This window comes from Nonomuraea sp. NPDC049625, assembly GCF_040675285.1.
Classification (GTDB): domain Bacteria; phylum Actinomycetota; class Actinomycetes; order Streptosporangiales; family Streptosporangiaceae; genus Nonomuraea; species Nonomuraea angiospora_A.
In genome coordinates, this window is the sequence record NZ_JBFAOQ010000014.1 from 294,152 (window position 1) to 315,029 (window position 20,878).

The 20,878-nt window shown below is 69.8% G+C and carries 23 protein-coding genes and 1 tRNA gene; 13 read left to right on the forward strand and 11 right to left on the reverse strand.

Annotation, left to right across the window (positions count from 1 at the left end; translation table 11 throughout):
- Nucleotides 1–3: 3 nt before the first annotated feature.
- A complete protein-coding gene (locus AB0J87_RS45610; protein WP_363977367.1) occupies nt 4–282 on the reverse strand; it encodes a hypothetical protein in 279 nt (92 codons plus the stop codon).
- Nucleotides 283–359: 77 nt separating this feature from the next.
- On the opposite strand from AB0J87_RS45610, the gene AB0J87_RS45615 reads away from it, so the two are divergent.
- Nucleotides 360–1,103, forward strand: coding sequence for a PAS domain S-box protein (locus AB0J87_RS45615; RefSeq protein ID WP_363977370.1), 744 nt, complete (start codon nt 360–362; stop codon nt 1,101–1,103).
- Nucleotides 1,104–1,143: 40 nt separating this feature from the next.
- Nucleotides 1,144–1,545 (forward strand): hypothetical protein, encoded by a 402-nt coding sequence (locus tag AB0J87_RS45620; RefSeq protein ID WP_363977373.1) that lies wholly within the window; start codon nt 1,144–1,146, stop codon nt 1,543–1,545.
- Nucleotides 1,546–1,654: 109 nt separating this feature from the next.
- On the opposite strand, the gene AB0J87_RS45625 is transcribed toward AB0J87_RS45620, so the two are convergent.
- The 3 genes from AB0J87_RS45625 to AB0J87_RS45635 form a co-directional block, all read right to left on the reverse strand.
- Nucleotides 1,655–2,635 (reverse strand): LLM class flavin-dependent oxidoreductase, encoded by a 981-nt coding sequence (locus AB0J87_RS45625; RefSeq protein ID WP_363977376.1) that lies wholly within the window; start codon nt 2,633–2,635, stop codon nt 1,655–1,657.
- 107 nt (nt 2,636–2,742) lie between these two features.
- A complete protein-coding gene (locus AB0J87_RS45630; protein WP_363977379.1) occupies nt 2,743–4,071 on the reverse strand; it encodes a glycoside hydrolase family 6 protein in 1,329 nt (442 codons plus the stop codon).
- 139 nt (nt 4,072–4,210) lie between these two features.
- Nucleotides 4,211–4,756: a TetR family transcriptional regulator gene (locus AB0J87_RS45635; protein WP_363977382.1), complete on the reverse strand. Its 546-nt coding sequence runs from the start codon at nt 4,754–4,756 to the stop codon at nt 4,211–4,213.
- A gap of 109 nt (nt 4,757–4,865) precedes the next feature.
- Between AB0J87_RS45635 and AB0J87_RS45640 the strand changes: the two genes are divergently transcribed.
- The 6 genes from AB0J87_RS45640 to AB0J87_RS45665 are packed head-to-tail and all read left to right on the forward strand — an operon-like array spanning nt 4,866 to nt 9,488.
- Nucleotides 4,866–6,674: an MDR family MFS transporter gene (locus AB0J87_RS45640; protein WP_363977384.1), complete on the forward strand. Its 1,809-nt coding sequence runs from the start codon at nt 4,866–4,868 to the stop codon at nt 6,672–6,674.
- Nucleotides 6,671–7,078: a hypothetical protein gene (locus AB0J87_RS45645; protein WP_363977387.1), complete on the forward strand. Its 408-nt coding sequence runs from the start codon at nt 6,671–6,673 to the stop codon at nt 7,076–7,078. The genes AB0J87_RS45640 and AB0J87_RS45645 overlap by 4 nt, the downstream gene beginning before the upstream one ends.
- Complete coding sequence (locus tag AB0J87_RS45650) at nt 7,075–7,377, forward strand: hypothetical protein (RefSeq protein ID WP_363977390.1); 303 nt, start codon at nt 7,075–7,077, stop codon at nt 7,375–7,377. The genes AB0J87_RS45645 and AB0J87_RS45650 overlap by 4 nt, the downstream gene beginning before the upstream one ends.
- A 13-nt stretch (nt 7,378–7,390) precedes the next feature.
- Entirely contained in the window at nt 7,391–7,867 is a 477-nt protein-coding gene (locus AB0J87_RS45655) for a universal stress protein (RefSeq protein WP_355203098.1), read from the forward strand.
- Nucleotides 7,868–7,896: 29 nt separating this feature from the next.
- Nucleotides 7,897–8,631, forward strand: coding sequence for a M15 family metallopeptidase (locus AB0J87_RS45660; protein ID WP_363977393.1), 735 nt, complete (start codon nt 7,897–7,899; stop codon nt 8,629–8,631).
- 11 nt (nt 8,632–8,642) lie between these two features.
- Nucleotides 8,643–9,488, forward strand: a complete 846-nt coding sequence (locus AB0J87_RS45665) for an NUDIX domain-containing protein (protein WP_363977396.1) — start codon at nt 8,643–8,645, stop codon at nt 9,486–9,488.
- A 57-nt stretch (nt 9,489–9,545) separates the two neighbouring features.
- Here the strand turns inward: AB0J87_RS45665 and AB0J87_RS45670 are convergent, their stop codons facing one another.
- Nucleotides 9,546–9,872 (reverse strand): STAS domain-containing protein, encoded by a 327-nt coding sequence (locus tag AB0J87_RS45670; protein WP_363977399.1) that lies wholly within the window; start codon nt 9,870–9,872, stop codon nt 9,546–9,548.
- Nucleotides 9,873–9,923: 51 nt separating this feature from the next.
- Here AB0J87_RS45670 and AB0J87_RS45675 point away from each other — a divergent pair.
- Nucleotides 9,924–10,010 (forward strand) — tRNA-Ser (locus AB0J87_RS45675).
- Between the two features lie 10 nt (nt 10,011–10,020).
- On the opposite strand, the gene AB0J87_RS45680 is transcribed toward AB0J87_RS45675, so the two are convergent.
- Nucleotides 10,021–11,520, reverse strand: a complete 1,500-nt coding sequence (locus AB0J87_RS45680) for an AAA family ATPase (RefSeq protein ID WP_363977578.1) — start codon at nt 11,518–11,520, stop codon at nt 10,021–10,023.
- A 762-nt stretch (nt 11,521–12,282) separates the two neighbouring features.
- On the opposite strand from AB0J87_RS45680, the gene AB0J87_RS45685 reads away from it, so the two are divergent.
- Nucleotides 12,283–13,239, forward strand: a complete 957-nt coding sequence (locus AB0J87_RS45685; protein ID WP_363977402.1) for an NAD(P)H-quinone oxidoreductase — start codon at nt 12,283–12,285, stop codon at nt 13,237–13,239.
- Between the two features lie 5 nt (nt 13,240–13,244).
- Entirely contained in the window at nt 13,245–13,760 is a 516-nt protein-coding gene (locus AB0J87_RS45690) for a bacterial proteasome activator family protein (RefSeq protein WP_192789222.1), read from the forward strand.
- A 33-nt stretch (nt 13,761–13,793) separates the two neighbouring features.
- Here AB0J87_RS45690 and AB0J87_RS45695 read toward each other — a convergent pair whose 3' ends face one another.
- Nucleotides 13,794–14,591 (reverse strand): HAD family hydrolase, encoded by a 798-nt coding sequence (locus AB0J87_RS45695; RefSeq protein ID WP_363977406.1) that lies wholly within the window; start codon nt 14,589–14,591, stop codon nt 13,794–13,796.
- A 223-nt stretch (nt 14,592–14,814) separates the two neighbouring features.
- Between AB0J87_RS45695 and AB0J87_RS45700 the strand changes: the two genes are divergently transcribed.
- Both AB0J87_RS45700 and AB0J87_RS45705 read left to right on the forward strand, forming a co-directional pair.
- Nucleotides 14,815–15,018: a cold-shock protein gene (locus AB0J87_RS45700; protein WP_093173019.1), complete on the forward strand. Its 204-nt coding sequence runs from the start codon at nt 14,815–14,817 to the stop codon at nt 15,016–15,018.
- Nucleotides 15,019–15,158: 140 nt separating this feature from the next.
- Nucleotides 15,159–16,505 carry a hypothetical protein gene (locus AB0J87_RS45705; protein WP_363977409.1) on the forward strand — a complete coding sequence of 449 codons (1,347 nt, stop codon included), beginning with the start codon at nt 15,159–15,161 and terminating at the stop codon, nt 16,503–16,505.
- Here AB0J87_RS45705 and serS read toward each other — a convergent pair.
- The 4 genes from serS to AB0J87_RS45725 form a co-directional block, all read right to left on the reverse strand.
- Nucleotides 16,469–17,731 (reverse strand): serine--tRNA ligase, encoded by a 1,263-nt coding sequence (gene serS, locus AB0J87_RS45710; RefSeq protein ID WP_363977412.1) that lies wholly within the window; start codon nt 17,729–17,731, stop codon nt 16,469–16,471. The two genes, AB0J87_RS45705 and serS, sit on opposite strands and share 37 nt — an antisense overlap.
- Nucleotides 17,732–17,853: 122 nt before the next feature.
- The gene (pheA, locus tag AB0J87_RS45715) at nt 17,854–18,774 is read right to left on the reverse strand and encodes a prephenate dehydratase (protein WP_350732429.1); all 921 of its coding nucleotides are present in this window, start codon (nt 18,772–18,774) and stop codon (nt 17,854–17,856) included.
- A 116-nt stretch (nt 18,775–18,890) separates the two neighbouring features.
- Nucleotides 18,891–19,310: a DUF4446 family protein gene (locus AB0J87_RS45720; protein WP_350732427.1), complete on the reverse strand. Its 420-nt coding sequence runs from the start codon at nt 19,308–19,310 to the stop codon at nt 18,891–18,893.
- 22 nt (nt 19,311–19,332) lie between these two features.
- On the reverse strand, nt 19,333–20,523 hold the full coding sequence (locus tag AB0J87_RS45725; RefSeq protein ID WP_363977416.1) for a glycosyltransferase 87 family protein: 1,191 nt from the start codon (nt 20,521–20,523) through the stop codon (nt 19,333–19,335).
- Between the last annotated feature and the right edge of the window lie 355 nt (nt 20,524–20,878).

Here is a 20,878-nt window from a genome sequence, read left to right on the forward strand (position 1 = left end):
GCCTCAGAGCAGGCCCAGCTCGCCGAGGGGTTTGCGCCAGTAGTCCTCGTCGAGGGACCTGCTCTGGAGGAGGGCCTCGGTGTCGTCGTGGGTGCGGCCGAGGTCGGCGGTGACGTGCAGGATCCGGTTGAAGGTCCTGAACGCCTCGTCGTCACCCGGCTTCATCTGGCAGTGGTGAATGCGCTCGTACCAGTACTTCTGCTCCTCCTCGATCCGCGGCAGGAGCTCGGCGCGGGTGAGGGTGCGTGCTTCCTCGACGGTGAGCCTCTCGAAGCCTGGCATGGCCTCATTGTGCCTGCGCTTCGGCTCAGGGCTGACAATCCCGCGAAACATTAACCCTCTGCACTAGTCTTGCCACCGTGAGTAACAGAGTCCTCCGGCGGATCGGGCGGCGCGGCGCGTCCCTGGCGTTCGTCGGCCTGTTATCTCTGGCCATCGCCGCCTCGCTGGCCTTCGCGCCGGCGAGCCAGCGTGCCACCCCCTCCTATGCCGTGCTGGCCTCCATCGCGCCGCTTGACGTCTGGGCGGTGCTCTGGCTCGCCACCGGCGTGCTGTGCCTGGTGCAGATGTTCCTGCGCTCCGACCGGATGGCCTTCGCCGCCGCCACCGCGCTGGTCCTCCTGTACGGCCTGGTGTTCCTGGCCTCGACGTTCACCGGAGACAATCCGCGAGGCTGGGTCGGGGGTGCGGTGTGGCTGGCGTTCGGCGGCTGGATCACGCTGATCGCGACCTGGCCGGAGGCCGTCACGCTCGACCGGCTCCCGGGCTCCGGCTCGGCGGTGATCGTCGCCAACGCCGCCGGGATCATCCAGTCCTGGAATCCGCAGGCCGCCACCATGTTCGGCTGGAGCACCGACGAGGCGGTCGGGCGGCCGTTGACGATGCTCATGCCAGCGCGTTTCCGCGACAGGCACGACATGGGGCTGACCAAGGTCCGCGTCAACGGCCACTCCGAGCTGGCCGGTCGGATCATTCCGCTGGTCGGCCTGCGTCGCGACGGCACGGAGTTCGCCATCGCGCTGACCGTCAACGCCTGGCACAGCGACGACGGGATCACGTACACCGGCGTGATACGCCCAGTGGAAGGAGGCCACGCTGACTGACATCCTCATCCAGGTCGCGGTCGGGATCGTCCCGCTCGGCGTGGCGTACCTGGCCTTCCGCTCCGCCACCGACGCCAACAAGAAGACCCAGCAGACCGCCATCCTCCAGGCCGAGCGCCAAGCCGAGTTAGAACGCTCCAAGGTGGACGCCGAGGCCTTCCTCAGAGCGAAGACGATCTACGAGGACGCGCTCAGCCAGATGGAGAAACAGCTGAACAGGGTGCAGAATCAAGCCTCCCAGCTCAGCACCGACCTGATCGGCGAGCAGAGCACGACCACGGCGATGCGCGACCAGATCGGCCAGCTCCAGGCCCAGATCCGCGCGCTCGAACGCACCGTCGTCGCCCTGCGCGCCCAGCTCATCGCCGCGGGGATGGCTCCCGTGCCCACGTCCGAGGCCACCGGCCCCTACTTGCGCAGACGCCTGCTCGGCGAAGGATAGAAGACCGGCCCTCGGCGCTGACCGCCGACCATCTCAGGGCCGAACGATCGGGCTCCCCCCGCCCGCTTCCACCGCCACGCCCGCCCGCTTCCTCCGCCGCCCCTGTTGATCAGAGCCCGTGTGCCTCGGCCAGCAGTTCCGCCGAGCGCAGCCAGACCTTCCTGTCGGCGGCCGAGAAGGCGACGATCAGCTCATCGGCGTCGGCGAGCTTGGCGAACCGGTCGACATACTCCTTGACCTCCGCCGCGTCCCCGACCGCCGAATACTTGGCCATCTGCACGATCTGCTGCCCGGCCGGCGACCCGAGGATCATGTCCGCCTCCTCGGTCGTGAACGTGCGCCCCCGCCCCAGGAACCTGCTCACCCTCAGCCGCTTCGAGGCCAGGAACTCCTCCTGCGCCTCCTCCGACGTGTCCGCCGCGATCACGTTGAGCGCGGCGATGACATGGGGCCGGTCGAGCTGCGCCGACGGCTGGAAGTCACGCCGGTAGAGCGCCACGGCCTCCTCCAGGGCGGCCGGGGCGAAATGCGAGGCGAACGCGTACGGGAGCCCCAGCGCGGCGGCGAGCTGGGCCCCGAACAGCGACGAGCCGAGGACGTAGAGCGGGACGTTCGTGCCCTTGCCCGGCGTGGCGTCCACGCCCGGGATCCGGGACTCACCCGACAGGTAACCCTGCAGCTCCAGAACGTCCTGCGGGAACGTGTCGGCGGCCGACGGAGTGCGGCGCAGGGCGCGCATGGTCTGCTGGTCGCTGCCCGGCGCCCGGCCGAGGCCCAGGTCGATGCGTCCCGGATGCAGGGTTTCGAGGGTGCCGAACTGTTCGGCGATGGTGAGCGGGGCGTGGTTCGGGAGCATGACGCCGCCCGCCCCGAGGCGGATCGTCCGGGTGTGGGCGGCGACGTGGGCGATGAGCACGCTGGTCGCCGAGGAGGCGATGCTGGCCATGTTGTGGTGCTCGGCGTACCAGATCCGCCGGTAGCCCAGGTCCTCGGCCCGCTGGGCCAGGGCCACGCTGGCGGCGAAGCTGTCCGCCGCCGTCTCGCCCTCGCCGATGATCGCCAGATCAAGGATGGACAGCGGCAGAGTCATGAGTACGCGCCTTTCGCAGAGCGGTTCGACCTGGCTGTGGACAACAGCCGCGAAGGCGCCGTTATTTCACCGATGGGCCCCTGGCAGGCGCAGGGGCCCATCGAGTCTCATGAGGCCGTACAGGTCACCGGTGACGGGACGCCGTTCTGCCCGTTCCAGTTGGCGACGAAGCCGAACGTGGTGCTCGCTCCGGCCCCGAGGGTCCCGTTCCAGTTGAGGTTCGTCACGGTGACGGTGCCGCTGCCCGAGAGGTTGCCGTTCCAGAGCTGCGTGATCGACTGCCCGTTCGGGAACGTCCAGCCGACCTTCCAGCCGGCGATGGCGGCCGAGCCCGTGTTCTTCACGGTGACCTCACCCTGGAAGCTGCCCTGCCACTGGCTCGTCACCTTGTACGTCGCCGCGCAGCCCGCGGGGCCGGTGGTCGGCGTCACGGTCGGAGTGACCGTGGGTGTGACGGTCGGGCCGACGGTGGGCGGCGGGGCGGCGACGGCCAGGTCGTAGGCCCGCTGCGGCACGAACTGTCCCGCGCTCGCGATGCACCCGTCCGCCTCGCCGGGCGGCTTGACCCAGAGGTAGGCGTCGACGGCCGAGTCACCCGTGTTCGTGGTGCTCCAGATGCCCGTGGCGCGGCCCGCCGGGTCGCACCACTCGCTGCCCTGCGGCCCGTTGCCGTTGCGGCTGGTGTCGACGACCGCCTTCAGCCTGGACACGCCGGTCGCCGCGATGATGCTCTTCGCGTACGACACCAGGCCCGAGGTGGCGCGGTAGTTGGAGGTGTTGACGGCGATGCCGTCGGCGCTGTTGGCCACGTCCGCGCCGGTCAGCCTGGACGCGGCCTCCGAGGCGGACAGCCAGGCATCGTGTCCGATGTCGAAATAGACCTTGACCTGCGACGACGTCCCCTTGAACTTCTTCCCGGCGTACGCCATGGACGCCTTGACCTCGGCCTGCTGCGAGGCGTTCATGCAGTTCGTCATGATCGCCAGCGCGTCCGGCTCCAGCACGATCGTGGCGGGCCGGCCGCCGAGACCGGCCGCGATCTGGTCGATCCAGGCCCGGTACGACGCGTGGTCCGGCGCGCCGCCCGCGCTCGCGCCGCCGCAGTCGCGGTTCGGCATGTCGTACACGACCATGATCGGGATCTTGCCCGCCGAGGCGGCGGCGCCGACGTACGCGTCGACCTGGCTGCGCACGGTGGCGGGGTTGTACGTGGCGAACCACCGGCCCTGGGGCACGGCGGCGATCCGGTCCCTGATCACCTGGGTGCGGCTGTCGTTGGGATTCGCGGCGACCCATTTGGCCGCGTTCGTCTGCGGATCCACGTAGAAAGCGGAGTCGGCGGCCTCGGCGGTGGACGAGGACAGGACGATCGCCCCCGCCGCGGCCATGGCGGCCGCCGAGAGGAGCACCGCCAGGACGGGCCTTCTGCGAGACATGAAATTCACTCCGTCCGTCATGTGGGAGCGCTCCCACCAGCTCCTCGGATCGTAGGTAACCGTCAGTGCCCGCTCAAAGACATCCGATCGCTGCCATCCACGTCTTCCCAGGCCAGAACCTTGACAGGGGGTGAAACTTTCAGCGCAGACAGGCCTCGAAGACCGCGGTCAGGCGGTCGACGTCGGCCGGGCTGGGCGCCTCGGGGCCGAGGCGGCGGCGCATGGCGCCGATGCCGAGGAAGACCGCCGTGGCCATGCGGGCCCTGGCGTGGGCGTCCGGGCCGCCCAGTTGCTCCTCGAGCGGGTCGAGCAGCGCCGTGATCAGGCGCTCGCGGGCCACGGCCTGGATATCCGGATCGCCGGCGGAGCGTTCGAGGGTGCGCAGGATCGGGCTCTCCGGCGGGTGCTCCATGCGCTCGGCCGCATATTCCGCCAGGCGGCGCGGCAGGCTCCCGCGGTCGCCGCCGAACAGGTCCCTTATGGTCGGCTCCCCGTCCAGGACCGCGCCGAAGAGGCCGGCCTTGGAGCCGAAGTAGCGGCCGACCAGGGCGATGTTGGCGTCCGCGGCAGCGGCGATCATGCGAACGGTCACGCGTTCGTACCCCTGCTCGCCGAAGAGCGTGCGGGCCGCACGAAGGATCCGCTCGCGAGTGGCCTCGCGGTCGCGGGGCCTCGCCTCAGACACCTGAGCATCCACACACCGAACTCTACTGAACGCACCCCCACTTGCCGCGCGGCTAGTAAACGGGCGTATACTCAAGTTCGCAAAACTGTAGTAAGGGGATGATGAAGCCTTGGTGGCGCATGCTCAGGCCGCAGCCCCCGCGAGGCGGCAGTACACCCACCGCGAAATCCTCGAGGTCATGTCCGGGCTGATGCTCGCCATGCTCACGTCGATGATCTCGACCTCGGTGGTGGGCACGGCGCTGCCGACGATCGTGGGTGAGCTGGGCGGTCAGGACCAGTACTCATGGGTCGCCTCCGCGACCATGCTGACCATGACGGTGTCCACGCCGTTGTGGGGCAAGCTGTCCGACGTGTTCGGGCGGAAACTGCTCTTCCAGACCGCGCTCGGGCTGTTCGTCGCGGCCTCGCTGGTGGCCGGTCTGTCGCAGAACATGGGGCAGCTCATCGCGGCGCGGGCCGTACAGGGCCTTGGTGTGGGTGGTCTGTCGGCACTCGCGCAGGTGATCCTGGGCGACATCGTGTCCCCCCGCGAGCGTGGCCGCTACTCCGGCTACATGGGGGCGGTCTTCGGGATCTCCACGGTCGCGGGCCCGCTGCTCGGCGGGTTCCTGGTGGACACCGACTGGCTCGGCTGGCGCTGGTGCTTCTACGTCGTGGTGCCGTTCGCCCTGGTGTCCTTCATCGTGATCCAGAAGGTCCTGAAACTGCCGAAGATCAAGCGGAGCACCTCGATCGACATCTGGGGCGCGACGACGATCACGGCCAGCGCGAGCGCGCTCATGCTGCTGCTGACGCTGGGCGGCGTCGAGTTCGAGTGGAACTCGATCTGGACGTACTTCCTGGCGGCGCTCAGCCTGCTGATGCTGGCCCTGGCGGTGCTGTCGGAGCGGACCGCGCGCAACCCGATCCTGCCGCCGCGGCTGTTCCGCAACCGTACGTTCGTGCTCACCGGCCTCGCCTCGCTGTTCGTCGGCATGGCGATGTTCGGCGCGATGATCTACCTGCCGCAGTACCTGCAGATCGTCAAGGGCCTCAGCCCGACCGAGTCCGGCCTGATGACGCTGCCCATGGTGCTGGCGCTGTTCCTGGCCGGCGTGATCTCCGGGAAGATCGTCACCCAGACCGGCCGGTGGAAGATCTTCCCGGTCGTGGGCCTGCTGGTCGTGGCGGTCGGGCTGTTCCTGCTGTCCCGGCTGCACGTGGACTCCAGCGAATGGCTCATCGGCTTCGACGTGGCGGTGCTGGGCACCGGGCTCGGCCTGTCCATGCAGATGCTCATCCTGGCCGCCCAGAACGGCTCCGAACTGCGTGACATGGCCTCCACCACGTCCGGCGTGTCGTTCTTCCGCTCGCTCGGCGGCGCCGTCGGCGTGGCGGCCTTCGGCGCGATCCTGACGAACCGCCTCAAGGACGAGATAGCCGACATGCTCAGGGCCGCGCACATCGCGCTGCCCGGCGGCTCGAACGTCAAGCTCGGCAGCCCGAGCGCCATCCAGCAGTTGCCCACGCCGATCAAGAACATCGTGCTGGAGGCGTTCACCAGGGGCCTGGAGACGGTGTTCATGGTGGGCGTGCCCATCGCGCTGCTCGGGTTCGTGGCGACGATCTTCCTCAAGGAGCTGCCGCTGCGCGGCTCCTCGACGCCGGCTGCCCCGGCGCCGACGCCGCTGAACAAGGACGACCTGGTCCTGGCCGGGCTGCTGCTCGAGCTGATCGCCCAGCGCGTCGAGCGGGCCAACGGCCAACCGTCCGCCCTGCTCACCGCGGTCGCCAAGATGGCGCCACCGGACGACCGCCCGGAACGCGAGCGGGCCCGGTCCGTCGCCAAGAACGTGCTGCGGCCGACCTCGCGAGCCCTCATCGCGCAGGCCGCACCCCCGCAGAAAGACCTCGTATCAGGAGGAATCTCACAGTGATTCGCAAGTTCGTGGGTGCCGTCGCGGCCGCCCTGGCCGTCCTGGCCGGGCTGTGGCTGATGATCGCCCCCTTCGCCCTGGGCTCCCAGCCGGAGGACGCCGACTGGACGAACACCACCCAGTCGGAGTTCTTCACCGGCCTCGGCGTGGCCGTCGTGGGGCTCATCGGCGCGATCTGCTTCGTGCTGGCCATCCACGAGGAGCTCGTGGTGCGGGGCCTCGTGGCCGTCCGGCAGCGGCAGCCCGAGCCGGAGCCCGTGCCGGTCGCGCCCCAGGCGTCGTCCGCCGAGCTGGCGAGCCTGCTGGCCCCCCTCGTCGAGGCGCTGCGCGAGGACATGAACAACTCGGGTGAGCACCGCCGTAACGGCAAGGCTTCCCTGGTCGGAGTGGAGGACAACCGATGAAGGCCAAGCTGGGCGTCTCCGCCCTCGTCCTGCTGTTCCTCGGTGGCCTGTGGCTGGTCGCCGCGCCGTTCGCGGTCGGCTACCAGGGCAGGGGCGCGGCCTACGTCGACGCGACGGTCAACGATCTGTGGCTCGGGGGTTCGATCGCCGCGGTCTCGTTCGTGGCCCTGGTGATCTACGCGGCCGACGCCCTGCGCGAGCTGGCCCTCCGCGACGTGCTGATTGCCGAGCACCGCTCGGGAAGCCGTGATGGACGTCCTCGCTCCGCTGCGGCTCCATCACGGCACGCCGACAGCTAAGACGAGACGTGCCGTGTTCGGCGGTGACACAGACCCCGGACGGGAGCCACTGACCGGCAGGCTCCCGGCCGGGCAGTTCGAGATCGGCAAGGACGGTGCCGGCCTGCTCGTGGTGGGCTTCGACGGATCGGGCCCGAGCCGCAACGCGCTCGCGTACGCGGCCGGGCTCGCCCGGCGGGACAACGCGGCGCTGCTCATCGCCTTCGTGGAGTCCCTCAACAGCGCCGCGCTGTGGTTCTTCGCCGGGTCGCCGATCATTCCCGACGCGGCGGCCGACCTGACCGAGGATCTGCGGGACGAGCTGAGAGGCGCGGGCGTTCCGTGGCAGTTCGTCAGCATGCGCGGTGACGCGGCGCGCGAGCTGGAGACGCTGGCCAGCTCATACATGGCCGACGCCATCGTGGTGGGGCGCTCGCGTTCGTCCTGGCACGGCTCGGTGGCGGTCGGGCTGGCGAAACGGGCTCGCCGTACTGTGCTGATAGTGCCCTGAGCTGGTGGGACGTCGCATATGGTGGCGAGATGAAACGTGCTGCCGCCATGGCGTTCGTGGTGCTCGCGTCCGTTTCGTGCGGGACGAGCAAGCCTGCCGCCACCGGTTCCGTCCCTCAGGAGACCGCTCCCGCTTTCGAGAGCCTCGACTCGCCCACGCCCTCGCCCACCACGGGCGCGCCCGGCTCGACCGCCCCGCCGGCCTTCAGCGCCAAGATCTCGCGGCTCTCCCGCGAGCAGCTCCCGTACTCGTGGCGGCCCGGCTGCCCGGTCCACTACCGCGACCTGCGGCTGGTCACGATGACGTACTGGGGCTTCGACGACAAGCCGCACACCGGGCAGCTGGTGGTGAACAAGGCGGTCACCGACGACATCGTGACGGTCTTCAAGAAGCTGTACGGCTGGCGCTGGCCGATCGAGCGGATGAAGCTGGTGGACGCGTACAAGGGTGACGACTTCGACTCGATCGAGGCCAACAACACCTCGGCCTTCAATTGCCGCCAAGCGACCGGGTCCACTCATTGGTCCAAGCACGCGTACGGGCAAGCGATAGACGTCAATCCCATCCAGAACCCATATGTCACCGCAAGTGGTAGCACAGCGCACCAAGCATCCAAAAAGTTCACAAAACGCCCCATGAAGGGAAAGGGCGTAATAAATCCTGGCGACAAGGTAGTTAAGGCCTTTGACCAGGTCGGTTGGGAGTGGGGCGGCTACTGGTCAGGAGCCAAGGACCTGCAGCATTTCAGCAAGGGCGGAGGCTGAGAGAATCTCCCATGGCGGCTAAGGACGGCGACGGCTGGATCGAATGCTCCCAAGGCCACAGGCACTGGGGGCTGCACGGCGCCTCGGGGCTGCTCGTCGTCCACCATGACGAGCTCGGCACGCCGTACGTGCTCATGCAGAAACGCTCCTGGTGGAGCCACCACGGCGGCACCTGGGGGCTGCCGGGCGGGGCCCGCGACAGCCACGAGGACGCCGTCGCCTCCGCGCTGCGGGAGGCCCGCGAGGAGGCGGCGCTGGCCGGCGACGGGCTACGGGTGCAGGGCGTCTACCGCGATGATCACGGCGGGTGGGCGTTCGAGACGGTGATCGCCGCGTCGCCCGAGCTGCTGGCCGCCGCACCCGCCAACGCGGAGAGCAGCGAGATGCGCTGGCTCCCGCTGCCGAAGGTGACCGACCGGAAGCTGCATCCCGGCTTCGCCGCCACCTGGGACGACATCCAGGGGGAGATCAGGCCGGAGACCCTCGTGCTCGACGTGGCCAACATCGTGGGCGCGCGGGCCGAGCACGGCTGGTGGCGCGACCGGCTCGGCGCGGCGACCCGGCTGCTGGAGGCCGTGTCGCGGCTCAGACTGACGCATCCGGTGCTGGCGCAGTGGTATCCGCGCGTCGTGGCGGTCGTGGAGGGCGCCGCCAGGAGCGCGCCGGAGCCGCCGGGGGTTCAGGTGGTGGCGGCCACCGGGAGCGGCGACGACGCGATTGTCGACGTGGTGCGCCAGGCCAAGCCGTGGGAACGGGTGCTCGTCGTCACCGCGGACCGGGGGCTGAAGGAACGCGTGCACGAGCTGGGCGCCGAGACCGTGGGCCCGAAGTGGCTGCTCTCGCAGCTGGCCGACTGACCTCCCTCAGGTCCTCAGCGACTGACCTGCTCTCAGCGTTCCGCGGCGAGTACGGCGTCAGCGTTCCACGGCGAGCACGGCGTCGAAGGCGGCCTTCAGGCCCGTCACGTCGAGCACGCGCTGAAGCACGCCGTGGACTCCGACCAGGCGTAACCTACCGGCTTGGGCGGTAACCCGGCGCTGGTGCTCCACGAGCACCCAAAGGCCGCTGGAGTCACAGAACTCCAGCGCCTTCGCGTCGATGTCGACCCGCACGAGCCCTTCGGCGAGGAGCCTGCCCAGACACTCCTTGAGCTGCGGCGCGGTGAGCTTGTCCAGATCTCCGTCGAGGCGGACGAGCGCTGCCGATCGGCCGCGCTCCACCTCGACGTTGAGATCCGCCACCTCCTGAACGTACACCCCTGTCACCGCAGCCGCTATCGTGGTTTCCGCACAGGAGGGTTCGCATAGTGGACGAGTGCAGCCGCCTTGAAAGCGGCCAGGTCAGCGATGGCCTCGTGGGTTCGAATCCCACACCCTCCGCTCACTCCCCTCATTCGCGGATGCCCGCGAACCCGTCGCCCACGCAGGCGGCGAGCTGCAGGTAGGCGTCCCTGGTCGGCTCCTGCAGCCGGTCGAGGTCGATCTCCGCGCCCTCCTCCAGATGCGGGTCGTACGGCACCCGGACCACCGCGCGGCACCTGGCGGCGAAGTGGGCCTCCAGCTTCTTGATGTCCACCGCCGACTTCGAGCGCGGCCGCACGCTGCACAGCACCACGGTCGCGTTCTTCACCAGGTCGCCGTAGTGGTGGGCCTCCAGCCAGTCGAGCGTCGCGGAGGCCGCCCTGGCGCCGTCCACGGACGGGGAGCTGACCAGCACGATCTGGTCGGCCAGCCCGAGCACGCCGCCCATCGCGGAATGGAGCAGGCCGGTGCCGCAGTCGGTGATGCAGATCGAGTAGAAGTTCTCCAGCACCTGGGAGACGGCCTGGTAGTCGGCGCCGCTGAACGCCTCGGACACCGACGGGTCGCGGTCGGAGGCGAGCACCTCCAGCCGTGAGGGCGCCTGCGACGTGAACGCCCTGATGTCCACGTAGCGCTTGACCTGGTCACGCTCGTTGAGCAGGTCACGCACGGTGGCCGAGGTCTCCAGGACGAGCTTGTCGGACAGGGTGCCGCGGTCGGGGTTGGCGTCCACGGCGATGACCCGGTCGCCGCGGACCTGGGCCAGGGTGGCGCCGAGACCGACCGTGGTCGTGGTCTTGCCCACGCCGCCCTTCAGGCTCAGCACGGCCACGCGGTGGTGGCCGGCGGTGACCGGGGTGCGGGCCCTGCTCACCAGCTGGCGGCGACGACGGACCTCCGGGGGTTCGCCCGGCTTGATCCAGCCTCCCGACGCCTTGTAGATCAGGCGGCGCCAGCCCTTGGAGGGGGCGTTACGCCGTCCGCGTAGCAGGGACTCCGGGTCGAGGCTGTCGGCGGTCGGCCGGCCGGTGATCGGCGGCCTGGGCGATGCGGTGAACACGGGGATCGGGGCAGGGCGGCGCCGCCGCTCCGCGGGCGGAGGGATCTCGCGCTCCGCGGGACGCCACTCGTGCTGCTCGGTCCACTGCGGGGGCTCCTCCTGCTGAGCCGGATCCGACCAGGAGGGCCGCTCCTGCGGGGCCGGCTCGGACCGTTCCTGCTGGGCCGGCTCCGACCACGAGGACCGCTCCTGCTGGGCGGGCTCGGACCACGAGGACCGTTCCTGCGGAGTCGGCTCCGACCACGAAGGCCGCTCCTCACGCCGCTCCTCACGCCGCTCCTCAGGCTCCGCGGGCTCGGCCTTCGGCCACGACGGCTCCGCGTCCTTCGGCCATGACAGCTCGGCGTCCGTCGACCACGACGGCTCCGCGTTCTTCACCCACGGCGGCTCCGTGTGCTCGCCCTTGGGCCACGACGGCTCCGCGGGTTCGTCCTTCGGCCACGCGGGCTCGGCGCGCTCGTCCGCCGGCCGCTCCTGGGGCTCGGCTTCCTGCGTGGCGGCCGGCTCCGCCCACTTGGGCGGCTGGATCGTCGGGAGGGTGTCGAACGGCTCCGACCACTGCGGGCGCTCGGTCTTCGGAGAGGTTTCCTCGGAGGCGGACTCGTCGTCCTTCTCCGTGGCAGGCTCGGCTTCCGCTCGGGCGCTCTCCTTCTCCGGCTCCTCGCGGGGCGGCTCAGGCGCCCGGGCCCACTCGGGCACGGACGACCAGGACGTGTCCTGTGTCTCCTGATCCGATGGCTCCGGCGGCCCCGACGGCTCGGGCGGGGTGAACGACAGCGCGTACGTGTCGGTGTCGTCGGGCCGCGGCAGCGGCTTCAACGGAGCGTGGAACGGGTCCTCTTCGCGCGGGGCGCTCGGTGGGGCGGCCGGGGGCTCCTTCGTGGCCGCGCTGGCCGTGCCGAGCCACTCCGCGGCCTCCATCTCACCGTCGGGCAGGTCCTCGGCCGCCGCGGCGCCGTACACGGAGTCGACGGCCGCGCGGAACAGCGGCGGCGTCGGCGTGTCGGGCTGCGTGGGGACCATCCGCCACGGGTCCTGGGGGTACGGCGAGGCGACCGACTCGTCGGCAGCCGCGGTCGAGGCGCTCACAGAGACGGGGGCCTCCTCCGTCTCCTTGATCGCGTCGAGCCACGCCAGCTGCTCCTCGAGCGATTCCTCTCGATCGTGTCTTGCCACCGTGTTCCCCCTCGGGTGGGTCTAAAGGGGCAGCAAATACCTTGCAGATTAACGCCATGGGCAACCACACAGCTCGGCAACCCACAACTTCTTTGCCCGGCTACCGTAGTTCGCATGCGAGCCATTGAGATCGCCGAGCCGGGCGGACCAGAGGTACTTCAGTGGCGTGAGGTGCCGGATCCCCGGGTCGAGCGGGGAGAGGTCCTCATCGACGTGACCGCTTCGGCGGTCAATCGGGCCGATGTCCTGCAGCGGCAGGGGTTCTACGCACCTCCGCCCGGCGCGTCGCCGTACCCGGGGCTGGAGGTCTCCGGCGTGGTGGCCGAGGTCGGCGCGGACGTCGAGCAGTTCAAGCCTGGTGACCAGGTGTGCGCGCTGCTCGCGGGCGGCGGTTACGCTGAGCGCGTAGCCGTTCCGTGGGAGCAGGTCATGCCGGTGCCGGACGGCGTGCCGCTGGAGGAGGCCGCCGGGCTGCCGGAGGTGGCGTGCACGGTGTGGTCAAACGTCTTCATGGTCGGGCGGCTGCGCAGGGGCGAGACGCTGCTGGTGCACGGCGGGGCCAGCGGGATCGGCACGTTCGCCGTGCAGCTCGCCAAGGCACTCGGCTCGCAGGTCGTCGCGACGGTCGGCTCGGCGGCCAAGGGCGAGCGGGTCAGGGAGCTGGGCGCGGATGAGGTCATCAACTACCGCGAGGAAGACTTCGCCGACAAAGTACGCGCGGACGTCATCCTCGACATCATGGGCGCCAAATACCTTGCCGGAAACGTCCGGGCGCTCCGCACCGGCGGCCGACTGGTGATCATCGGGCTGCAGGGCGGCGTCAAAGGCGAGATCGACCTGGGGGCCCTGCTCGCCAAGCGCGCCTCCGTGCACGCGACCGCGCTCCGCTCACGTCCGGTGGACGAGAAGGGGGCAATCGTCCGTAGTGTTGTGGACAACGTCTGGCCCCTGGTCAGCGCCGGGGCCGTGCGTCCTGTGGTGCACGCGAAACTACCGATGTCCGAGGCCGCCGAAGCCCACCGATTGTTGGATTCGGGGGAGCACGTCGGCAAGATCCTGCTAGTACGGTGAGTGTTATGAATGCTGAGGACAACAACACCCCTCACATCGTGGTGGTGGGCCCTGACTTCCAAGGTCAGGGCGATAGTGGCGAAGAGGATCGATCGGTCACCAACCTGGTCGAGCAGCCCGCCAAGGTGATGCGCATCGGCAGCATGATCCGGCAGCTCCTCGACGAGGTCCGGGCCGCGCCCCTCGACGAGGCCAGCCGCAAGCGGCTGAAGGACATCCACGCGTCCTCGATCAAGGAGCTCGAGGACGGCCTGGCTCCTGAGCTGGTCGACGAGTTGGAGCGGCTGTCCCTTCCGTTCACGGAGGAGAACGGCGCGCCGCCGAGCGAGGCGGAGCTGCGCATCGCGCACGCCCAGTTGGTCGGCTGGCTCGAAGGGTTGTTCCACGGCATCCAGACCACGCTGTTCGCGCAGCAGATGGCCGCGCGTGCCCAGCTGGAGCAGATGCGCAGGGCGCTGCCCGGCGTGCCCCAGGGGGACGACCAGCACCGCCCGCCCGGCGGCTCCGGCCCCTACCTGTAACGGGCGCGAGCGCCTGCTCCGGGCAGCCGCCGGCTATCCGTAGAGCCGCTCGATCACCTGAGCGACGCCGTCGTCGTCGTTGGCCGCGGTCACGTGGTCGACGGCCGCGAGCACGTCCGGATGTGCGTTCGCGACCGCGTACGACGTGCCTGCCCAGCCCAGCATGGGCAGGTCGTTCGGCATGTCACCGAACGCGATCACCTCCGAGGGCTTGATCTCGTGCTGCCCGGCCAGCGCCGCCAGCGCCGTGGCCTTCGTCACACCCTGGGCGCTCATCTCGATCAGGCCCCTCGGGCTGGAGTGGGTCGCGGTCACCAGATGCCCCACCAACCCCTCGACGGTGGCCTGCAGCTCGTCCGCGTCCATTCCGGGGTGCAGGGCCAGCAGCTTGGCGCACGGACGCGCCGTTACCGAGTCGACGCGTGCCGTTAGGGCCCCCCTGTCCAGGCCACCCAGGAGGAATTCTGACTCATGCGCAAAACCCGCTTCATACTCGACCGAAAATACGAGATCGGACACGTTCGCTCTTAGCTGATCCACGACTTCCTCGAGTACATCGACCGTGATCAGGTGAGATTCCACTATCTGTTCGGTATGGAGATCGTAGATCAGTGCCCCGTTCGCACAGATTGCGAGCCCACGGTGACGTACGGCACCCGCGACCCCGCCCATCCACCGGGGCGGACGCCCCGTCACGAACACGAGCACAGCACCGGATTCCTCGACTTTGCCGAAGGCTGCCACTGTGCGGGGAGACACGGTTCCGTCAGTACGCAACGCGGTGCCATCGAGGTCGGTGGCCACAAGACGGGGCGCGGGAAGGCTCTGCATAACAGGTTCCAGTTTGCCGGGTGATGCCGCCTGACAGAAATCTTCGTTGGTACGGGAACACCAACGCGCCAGAATGGTGTTAGATGTGATGGCGTTGTATTAGCTGATCCCGTAGTGAAAACCAGCATGACTTTGTCTGAGCCACCCCGGGTGCTTGCTGTACGACACACCGGGACCCACGAGGTGTGGGTCCCATAGATTCACATCCTGAGGGAGAGCTTTTATGGCTCAGGGAACCGTCAAGTGGTTCAACGCCGAGAAGGGCTTCGGCTTCATCGCCCCGGACGGCGGTGCGCCGGACGTGTTCGTGCACTTCTCCGAGATTCAAGGCAGTGGCTACCGCAGCCTTGAAGACGGTCAGCGGGTCGAGTTCGAGATCACGCAGGGCCAGAAGGGGCCGCAGGCCTCCCAGGTCCGCGCCATCTGACCTTGTAGCAGCGAGACAGGCCGGGGTTCGCTTCCAGCGGGCCTCGGTCTTTTGCTTGTTCCGGGTTGGTCACGGCCGCGAACCTTCTGGGCTTCGCGGCCATCCACCCCTACATGAGGTACGCCTGGTTATGTCACCCCGTGACCGTTGCCGGGGTGTTCGTGCTCTTCATCAACGACCACCTGCTCAAGCAGGCCTGGCCCGGGCCGCTCACGGGCAAGCTCAGCGACGTGGCGGGGCTGGTCGTCGCCCCCGCGCTGGTGGCCCTGCTCTTCTGGCGGCGGGCCGATCTGGCGGCCACCGTGCTGACCGGGGCGCTCTTCACGCTCGTGAAAACCACGGAGACGGGCGCTGAGCTGGCTTCCCATGCCTGGACCCTTGTGGCGGGCCCATCGCGCGTCCTGGCCGATCCCACGGACCTCCTCGCCCTGCCCGCGCTCGCCCTGGCCTGGTGGGTACGCCGCCGCAGCCTGGAGTCGTACTCCGCGCGCTGGCGCGTGATCGTCACGATGCCGCTGGCCGTACTGGCGGTGACGGCCACATCGGCCGCGCCCGTGCCCCGCGCCAGCTCTGTCAATGTGGACGGGGACTCGATCGTCGTCCACGTGCAGGACGGCCTCACCCAGATCTCCGACGACGGCGGGGTCATCTGGGAGGAGGACGGCGGTGCGTGGGAGAGCAGGCCGCTGCAGAGCGCCGCCTGCGTGCCCCGGCAGCCGACGCGGTGCTACCGGGTGGTACCCGACCGGGTGGCCGTCGAGCAGTCCGACGACGGCGGCAAGACCTGGGGCCCCTCATGGGCGCTCACCGCGGACGACCGCGAACGACTCGCCCGGCGGCACCCGTCCAGGGCCGAACGGCACTCGATGGCACTGGCCGTACAGGCCCGTCCGGGCGGGCACGTCGTGGTCGTCGCGAACGGCGTGGACGGGATCCTGGTCCGCGACGTGTCCGGCGAGTGGCGACACGTCGGCTTGCCCGGCTCGCCGGAACCCACCGCGGCCGACCTGTCGCCGGAGCGCAACGTGGCGATCTTCCTGGCGGTGTGCATGCTGTTCGGCGGCGCCGCAGCGGGGTTGCAGCGCTACCAGCGCGCGTACATCGGATTCGCCGCGGCCGCCAGCCTCGGTCTCTTCACCGCGCTCAGCAGCCCCGATCCGTTCTTCGCCGGCGAGTACGCGGCGGGCCTGATCCTGTTCGGTGTGCTCGCGACCGTGGTGGGCGCGGTGGTGTGCCTCGTGCTGGCGGGCGCCGGCCGGGCACGGCCCACGCCCGCGGCCGTAGGGGTGCTGGCGGCCCCGCTCGTCTACCTGACCGTCTACACGCCCTTCTACGGCTGGTCGGAGGGCACCCCGGGCCCGTACTGGGTCGCCGTCGCCCTGGCCGTGCTGCTGACCGGCCTGGTCGTGCTCGGGGGCGCCGTCCTCATCAGGAACGACGCCCGCCGCGCTTACTTGGACGGCTCCAGCACGTCGAGGCCCACGTAGGGCCGCAGCGCCTCGGGAACCACCACGGAGCCGTCGGCCTGCTGGTGGTTCTCCAGGATGGCCACGATCCACCGGGTCGTGGCCAGCGTGCCGTTGAGCGTGGCCAGGTGCCGCGGCTTGCCGTCCTTGTCGCGGTAGCGGACGGCGAGCCGGCGGGCCTGGAACTCCGTGCAGTTGGAGGTCGAGGTCAGCTCGCGGTAGCGGCCCTGGGTCGGGATCCACGCCTCGCAGTCGAACTTGCGGGCCGCCGACATGCCGAGGTCCCCCGCCGCCGTGTCGATGATCCGGTACGGAACCTCGATCTTGGCCATCATCTCCTTCTCCCAGGCGAGCAGGCGAAGGTGCTCCTCGTGGGCGTCCTCAGGGCGCACGTACGAGAACATCTCGACCTTGTCGAACTGGTGGACGCGGATGATGCCCCTGGTGTCCTTGCCGTACGAGCCGGCCTCGCGGCGGAAGCACGACGACCAGCCCGCGTAGCGCAGCGGCAGGTCGCCGCCGTCGAGGATCTCCTGGGCGTGGTAGCCGGCCAGCGCGACCTCCGAGGTGCCGACCAGGTAGAGGTCGTCCTCGGGGAGGCGGTAGATCTCCTTGTCGTGGGCCACGTGGAAGCCGGTGCCCTGCATGGTCTCCGGCTTGACGAGCACCGGCGTGATCATCGGGGTGAACCCGGCCTCGATGGCCTGCTGCATGGCCATGTTGAGCAGGCCGAGCTGCAGGCGGGCGCCGACGCCCTTGAGGAAGAAGAACCGCGAGCCGGACACCTTGGCGCCCCGCTCCATGTCGATGGCGCCGAGCGCCTCGCCGAGCTCCAGATGGTCCTTGGGCTCGAAGTCGAACTGGCGCGGCTCGCCATGGGTCTCGAGGACCACGTAGTCGTCCTCGCCGCCCTCGGGCGCGCCCTCCTCGACGATGTTGGGCACCGCCTGGACGAGCTCGTCGAGCTCGCCCGTCAGCTTCTCCGCCTCGGCCTCGGCGGCCTTGACCTGGCTCGCGAGGTCCTTGGCCCGCTGGAGCAGCGCGGCCTTCTCCTCGCCCTGCGCCTTGGAGACCGACTTGCCCATGCTCTTCTGCTCGGCGCGCAGAGACTCGAACGAGGTCAGCGCGGATCGGCGGCGCTCGTCCAGGTCGAGCAGCGTGTCGACGACGGAGTCGTCCTCACCGCGGGCACGCTGCGACGCCCGTAGCCGGTCGGGATCCTCACGAAGGGTACGCAGGTCAATCACAAGCCAAAGGCTACCGGCGCTGGGCAGCAGCCCGCCCCAGTATTACCGCGTACACGCGGACCCGATCGGTCGTCGCCTCGGACCTGACCCGCGCGTACACGCCGACTCGGTCCGCCGTGGCCTCAGACCTGACCCGCGCGGACCCGGGCGAGCCAGCCGCCCGCCTCGGCGAACTCGGGATCCGACGTGCCCCGCTTGATCTGCGGCGCGATGCCGTCGGCGCGCGGGTAGCTGCCGAGGAAACGCACCTCGCCGCAGATGCGGTGGAGCCCGGCGAGGGCCTCCCCGACCCGGGCGTCGGCCACGTGTCCCTCGAAGTCGAAGTGGAAGAAGTAGCGTCCGATGCCGTCACCGGTCGGCCGCGACTCGATGCGCGTCAGGTTGACCCCGCGTACGGAGAACTCCGTCAGCATCTCCAGCAGCGCGCCCGGGTGGTCGTCGGCGAGGAAGACGACCAGCGTGGTGCGGTCGGAGCCGGTCGGCTCGGGCAGCTGACCGGGCCGGGCCACCCGCACGAACCTGGTCACGGTGTCGGACCTGTCGCCGATGTCCGTGGCCAGCTCCACCAGCCCGTAGTGCTCGCCGGCGATGCGGGCGGCGATGGCGGCGTCGTACGGCGAGCCGGGCAGCGAGACCTCCTGGGCCGCCGCCGCGGTCGACGGCGCGGCCACCACGACGGCGTCGGGCAGCTCGCGCGCGATGAAGGCGCGGCACTGGGTGATGGCCGCGGGATGCGTGTAGACCCGCTTGATGTGGGGGATCTCGGTGCCGGGCCGGGCCAGCAGCGAGAACTGCACCGGCAGCAGCAGCTCGGCCGTGATCAGCAACGGCTCGCCCCACGCGAACTCGTCGAGCGTCGTGGTGATCGCGCCCTCGATGGAGTTCTCCAGCGGCACGACGGCGCCGTCGGCCTCGCCGCTGCGGGCGGCGTTGAGCGCGGCGGGCACGTTGGCGCAGGGCAGGCGCTCGGCCGTGGGGTCGAGGAGCCGCAGGGCCTCTTCGGTGAAGGTGCCTTCCGGTCCGAGATAGGCGAGTCTGGGCATGCATCCAGAGTATCCGCAGGTGGGCGCGCCGCGCGCCTCTTTCACCCAGGGAACTGCCCGCCTACGGCGGCCCGACTGCTCAACGAGCACGATGCCCCGGCCCGCGACACACCGGCCTACAGCGGGCCCGACGCCCGGGACAGGATCATCGGCCCGAGCCCCAGCCTGGCCGCCCGCACCGCCTCCTCCTCTTCGGGCGACAGCGGCTCCCGCCCTTTCCCGCCGACCACGGGCCGCACGTACGTACGGGTCTCGCTGCGCCCGTTGATCGAGGTCAGCACGATGCCGTCGCCCAGCCCGTTGATCATCGCCACCGAGAACGACAGCCGCCCGGTCATCTCGGAGAGCGCGTCGTACCGGCAGACGGCCACGTCCCTGATGGCCTTGAGATCGCCCATGCCCTCGCTGGTCTGCCGGGCGAGCATCCGCTGGCAGTCCTCCACCGCCGCTCTGGCCTGCCGGAGCGACAGATACCCGACGAACACGCCGCTGACCCCGGCGACGACGCCCACGATGACCCATGTGGTAACGAGCACGGCACAGAGGGTAATGGCTCGGTCATGCGATCTGACGCCGTTTCGGCAACCAGGACACCAACAACCACACGAGGACCAGCGCGCCCAGCCCGAACCCGTTCTGGACGATCTTGCCCAGCACCAGGCTGACCCCCGGGATGTCGGCCGCCTTCAACGAGACGCCCCACCAGGGGATCGGCAGCACGTAATAGAGCCACACGCCCGCCGCCACCCGCAGCCTGACCGGATCGCGCCCGTCGCCCACGATCGCGCCGAGCACCACGACCACCCACGCGAGGTGGTGGATCCAGGCGACGGGAGAGAGCAGCACGGCCATGAGCCCGACAAGCGCGACCGCGGTGAGCTGGTCATTCGCCCGGTACGCCGCCCGCGCGCCGCGGAACCCGTACCACCCGACCACGGCCACGATCACCAGCCAGATCGCGTACGTCGCCGTCTCGGGCAGGTAGAGCCGGATCAGCATGCCGCGGATCGACTGGTTGGTGGTGCCCGCGTTCGAGCCGAGGCGGTCGGGATCGAGCAGTGCCGAGAACCAGAACTGCGACGCGTCCCGCGGGATCACCGCGAACGGCAGCAGCGTGAGCACCGCCGTCGTGAACGCCGCCATGAAGAACGTCCGCCACTGCCGCGTGACCAGCAGGTGGATCAGGAAGACGCCCGGGGTGAGCTTCACGGCCGTGGCCAGCCCGATCAGGAACCCCCGCGGCCACCAGGGCCGCTTGACCACGCAGTCGGCCAGGCACAACGCGACCAGCAGAATGTCCACCTGCCCGAACCGCACCTGGTCCCTGATCGGCATCAGGTACGTGCAGGCCACCATGAGCAGCGCGAACACCCAGGGCACGTACTTCGTGAGCGCCTGCCTGAACGACAGCCACACGGTCACGGCCAGCGCCGCGAATATCCCGGCCGTCCAGACCCACTGGGCCGTCCCCCACGACATCTCGGCCAGCGCCACCGCCAGCATCGCCGCGACGGGCGGATACGTGAACGGCAACAGCTGCGGGGCGGGTGTGACATAGTCGTACACCGGCCGGCCCTCGAGCAGCATCTGGCCCCCGGTACGGTAAACGTCCAGGTCGACCAGCCGCTGGTCATCCGGATTGGTGAGCCACACGGCCACCAGGGGCGCCACGGCCGCCGCGACCACGAGCACCACGACCGCCCACGCCCACCACTGCCGCCGTACCACTCGCACCTCGCCACTTGTCACGATGTGGCACGTTACCGTGGCTGTTGTTGATCGAGGGCAAACAATGGGGGTCCGTACATGCCACACGCCACGCCCAATCGGGACGGCGCCGACCCCACCCCTGCCCTCAGCACCAGCGGGCTGACGCCCACGCGCACAGCCGATGGCACCGCCCCCCGGCCCAGATCAGAACACCCCATCGCGGCACCACATCAAACCCCGGCCACCCACGCCGCTACCAGGCCCACGCCCGCGCGCGCCTCCGCCAGGTCGGTGCTCCAGCCCGCCTCCAAGGCAGGAGCACCCAAGCGCACCCATGCGAGCAGGCGCACTCTCGGCACCCTCGTCCTCACCCTCGGCCTGGCCGCCGCAACCT

Coding starts and splice junctions, on each gene's coding strand:
- AB0J87_RS45630 (WP_363977379.1), bottom strand. CDS start 4,071: ATGTCTCGCAGAAGGCCCGTCCTGGCGGTGCTCCTCTCGGCGGCCGCC.
- pheA (WP_350732429.1), bottom strand. CDS start 18,774: ATGCCCAGACTCGCCTATCTCGGACCGGAAGGCACCTTCACCGAAGAG.
- AB0J87_RS45625 (WP_363977376.1), bottom strand. CDS start 2,635: ATGACTCTGCCGCTGTCCATCCTTGATCTGGCGATCATCGGCGAGGGC.
- AB0J87_RS45690 (WP_192789222.1), top strand. CDS start 13,245: ATGAATGCTGAGGACAACAACACCCCTCACATCGTGGTGGTGGGCCCT.
- AB0J87_RS45685 (WP_363977402.1), top strand. CDS start 12,283: ATGCGAGCCATTGAGATCGCCGAGCCGGGCGGACCAGAGGTACTTCAG.
- AB0J87_RS45650 (WP_363977390.1), top strand. CDS start 7,075: ATGAAGGCCAAGCTGGGCGTCTCCGCCCTCGTCCTGCTGTTCCTCGGT.
- AB0J87_RS45665 (WP_363977396.1), top strand. CDS start 8,643: ATGGCGGCTAAGGACGGCGACGGCTGGATCGAATGCTCCCAAGGCCAC.
- AB0J87_RS45610 (WP_363977367.1), bottom strand. CDS start 282: ATGCCAGGCTTCGAGAGGCTCACCGTCGAGGAAGCACGCACCCTCACC.
- AB0J87_RS45700 (WP_093173019.1), top strand. CDS start 14,815: ATGGCTCAGGGAACCGTCAAGTGGTTCAACGCCGAGAAGGGCTTCGGC.
- AB0J87_RS45695 (WP_363977406.1), bottom strand. CDS start 14,591: ATGCAGAGCCTTCCCGCGCCCCGTCTTGTGGCCACCGACCTCGATGGC.
- AB0J87_RS45660 (WP_363977393.1), top strand. CDS start 7,897: ATGAAACGTGCTGCCGCCATGGCGTTCGTGGTGCTCGCGTCCGTTTCG.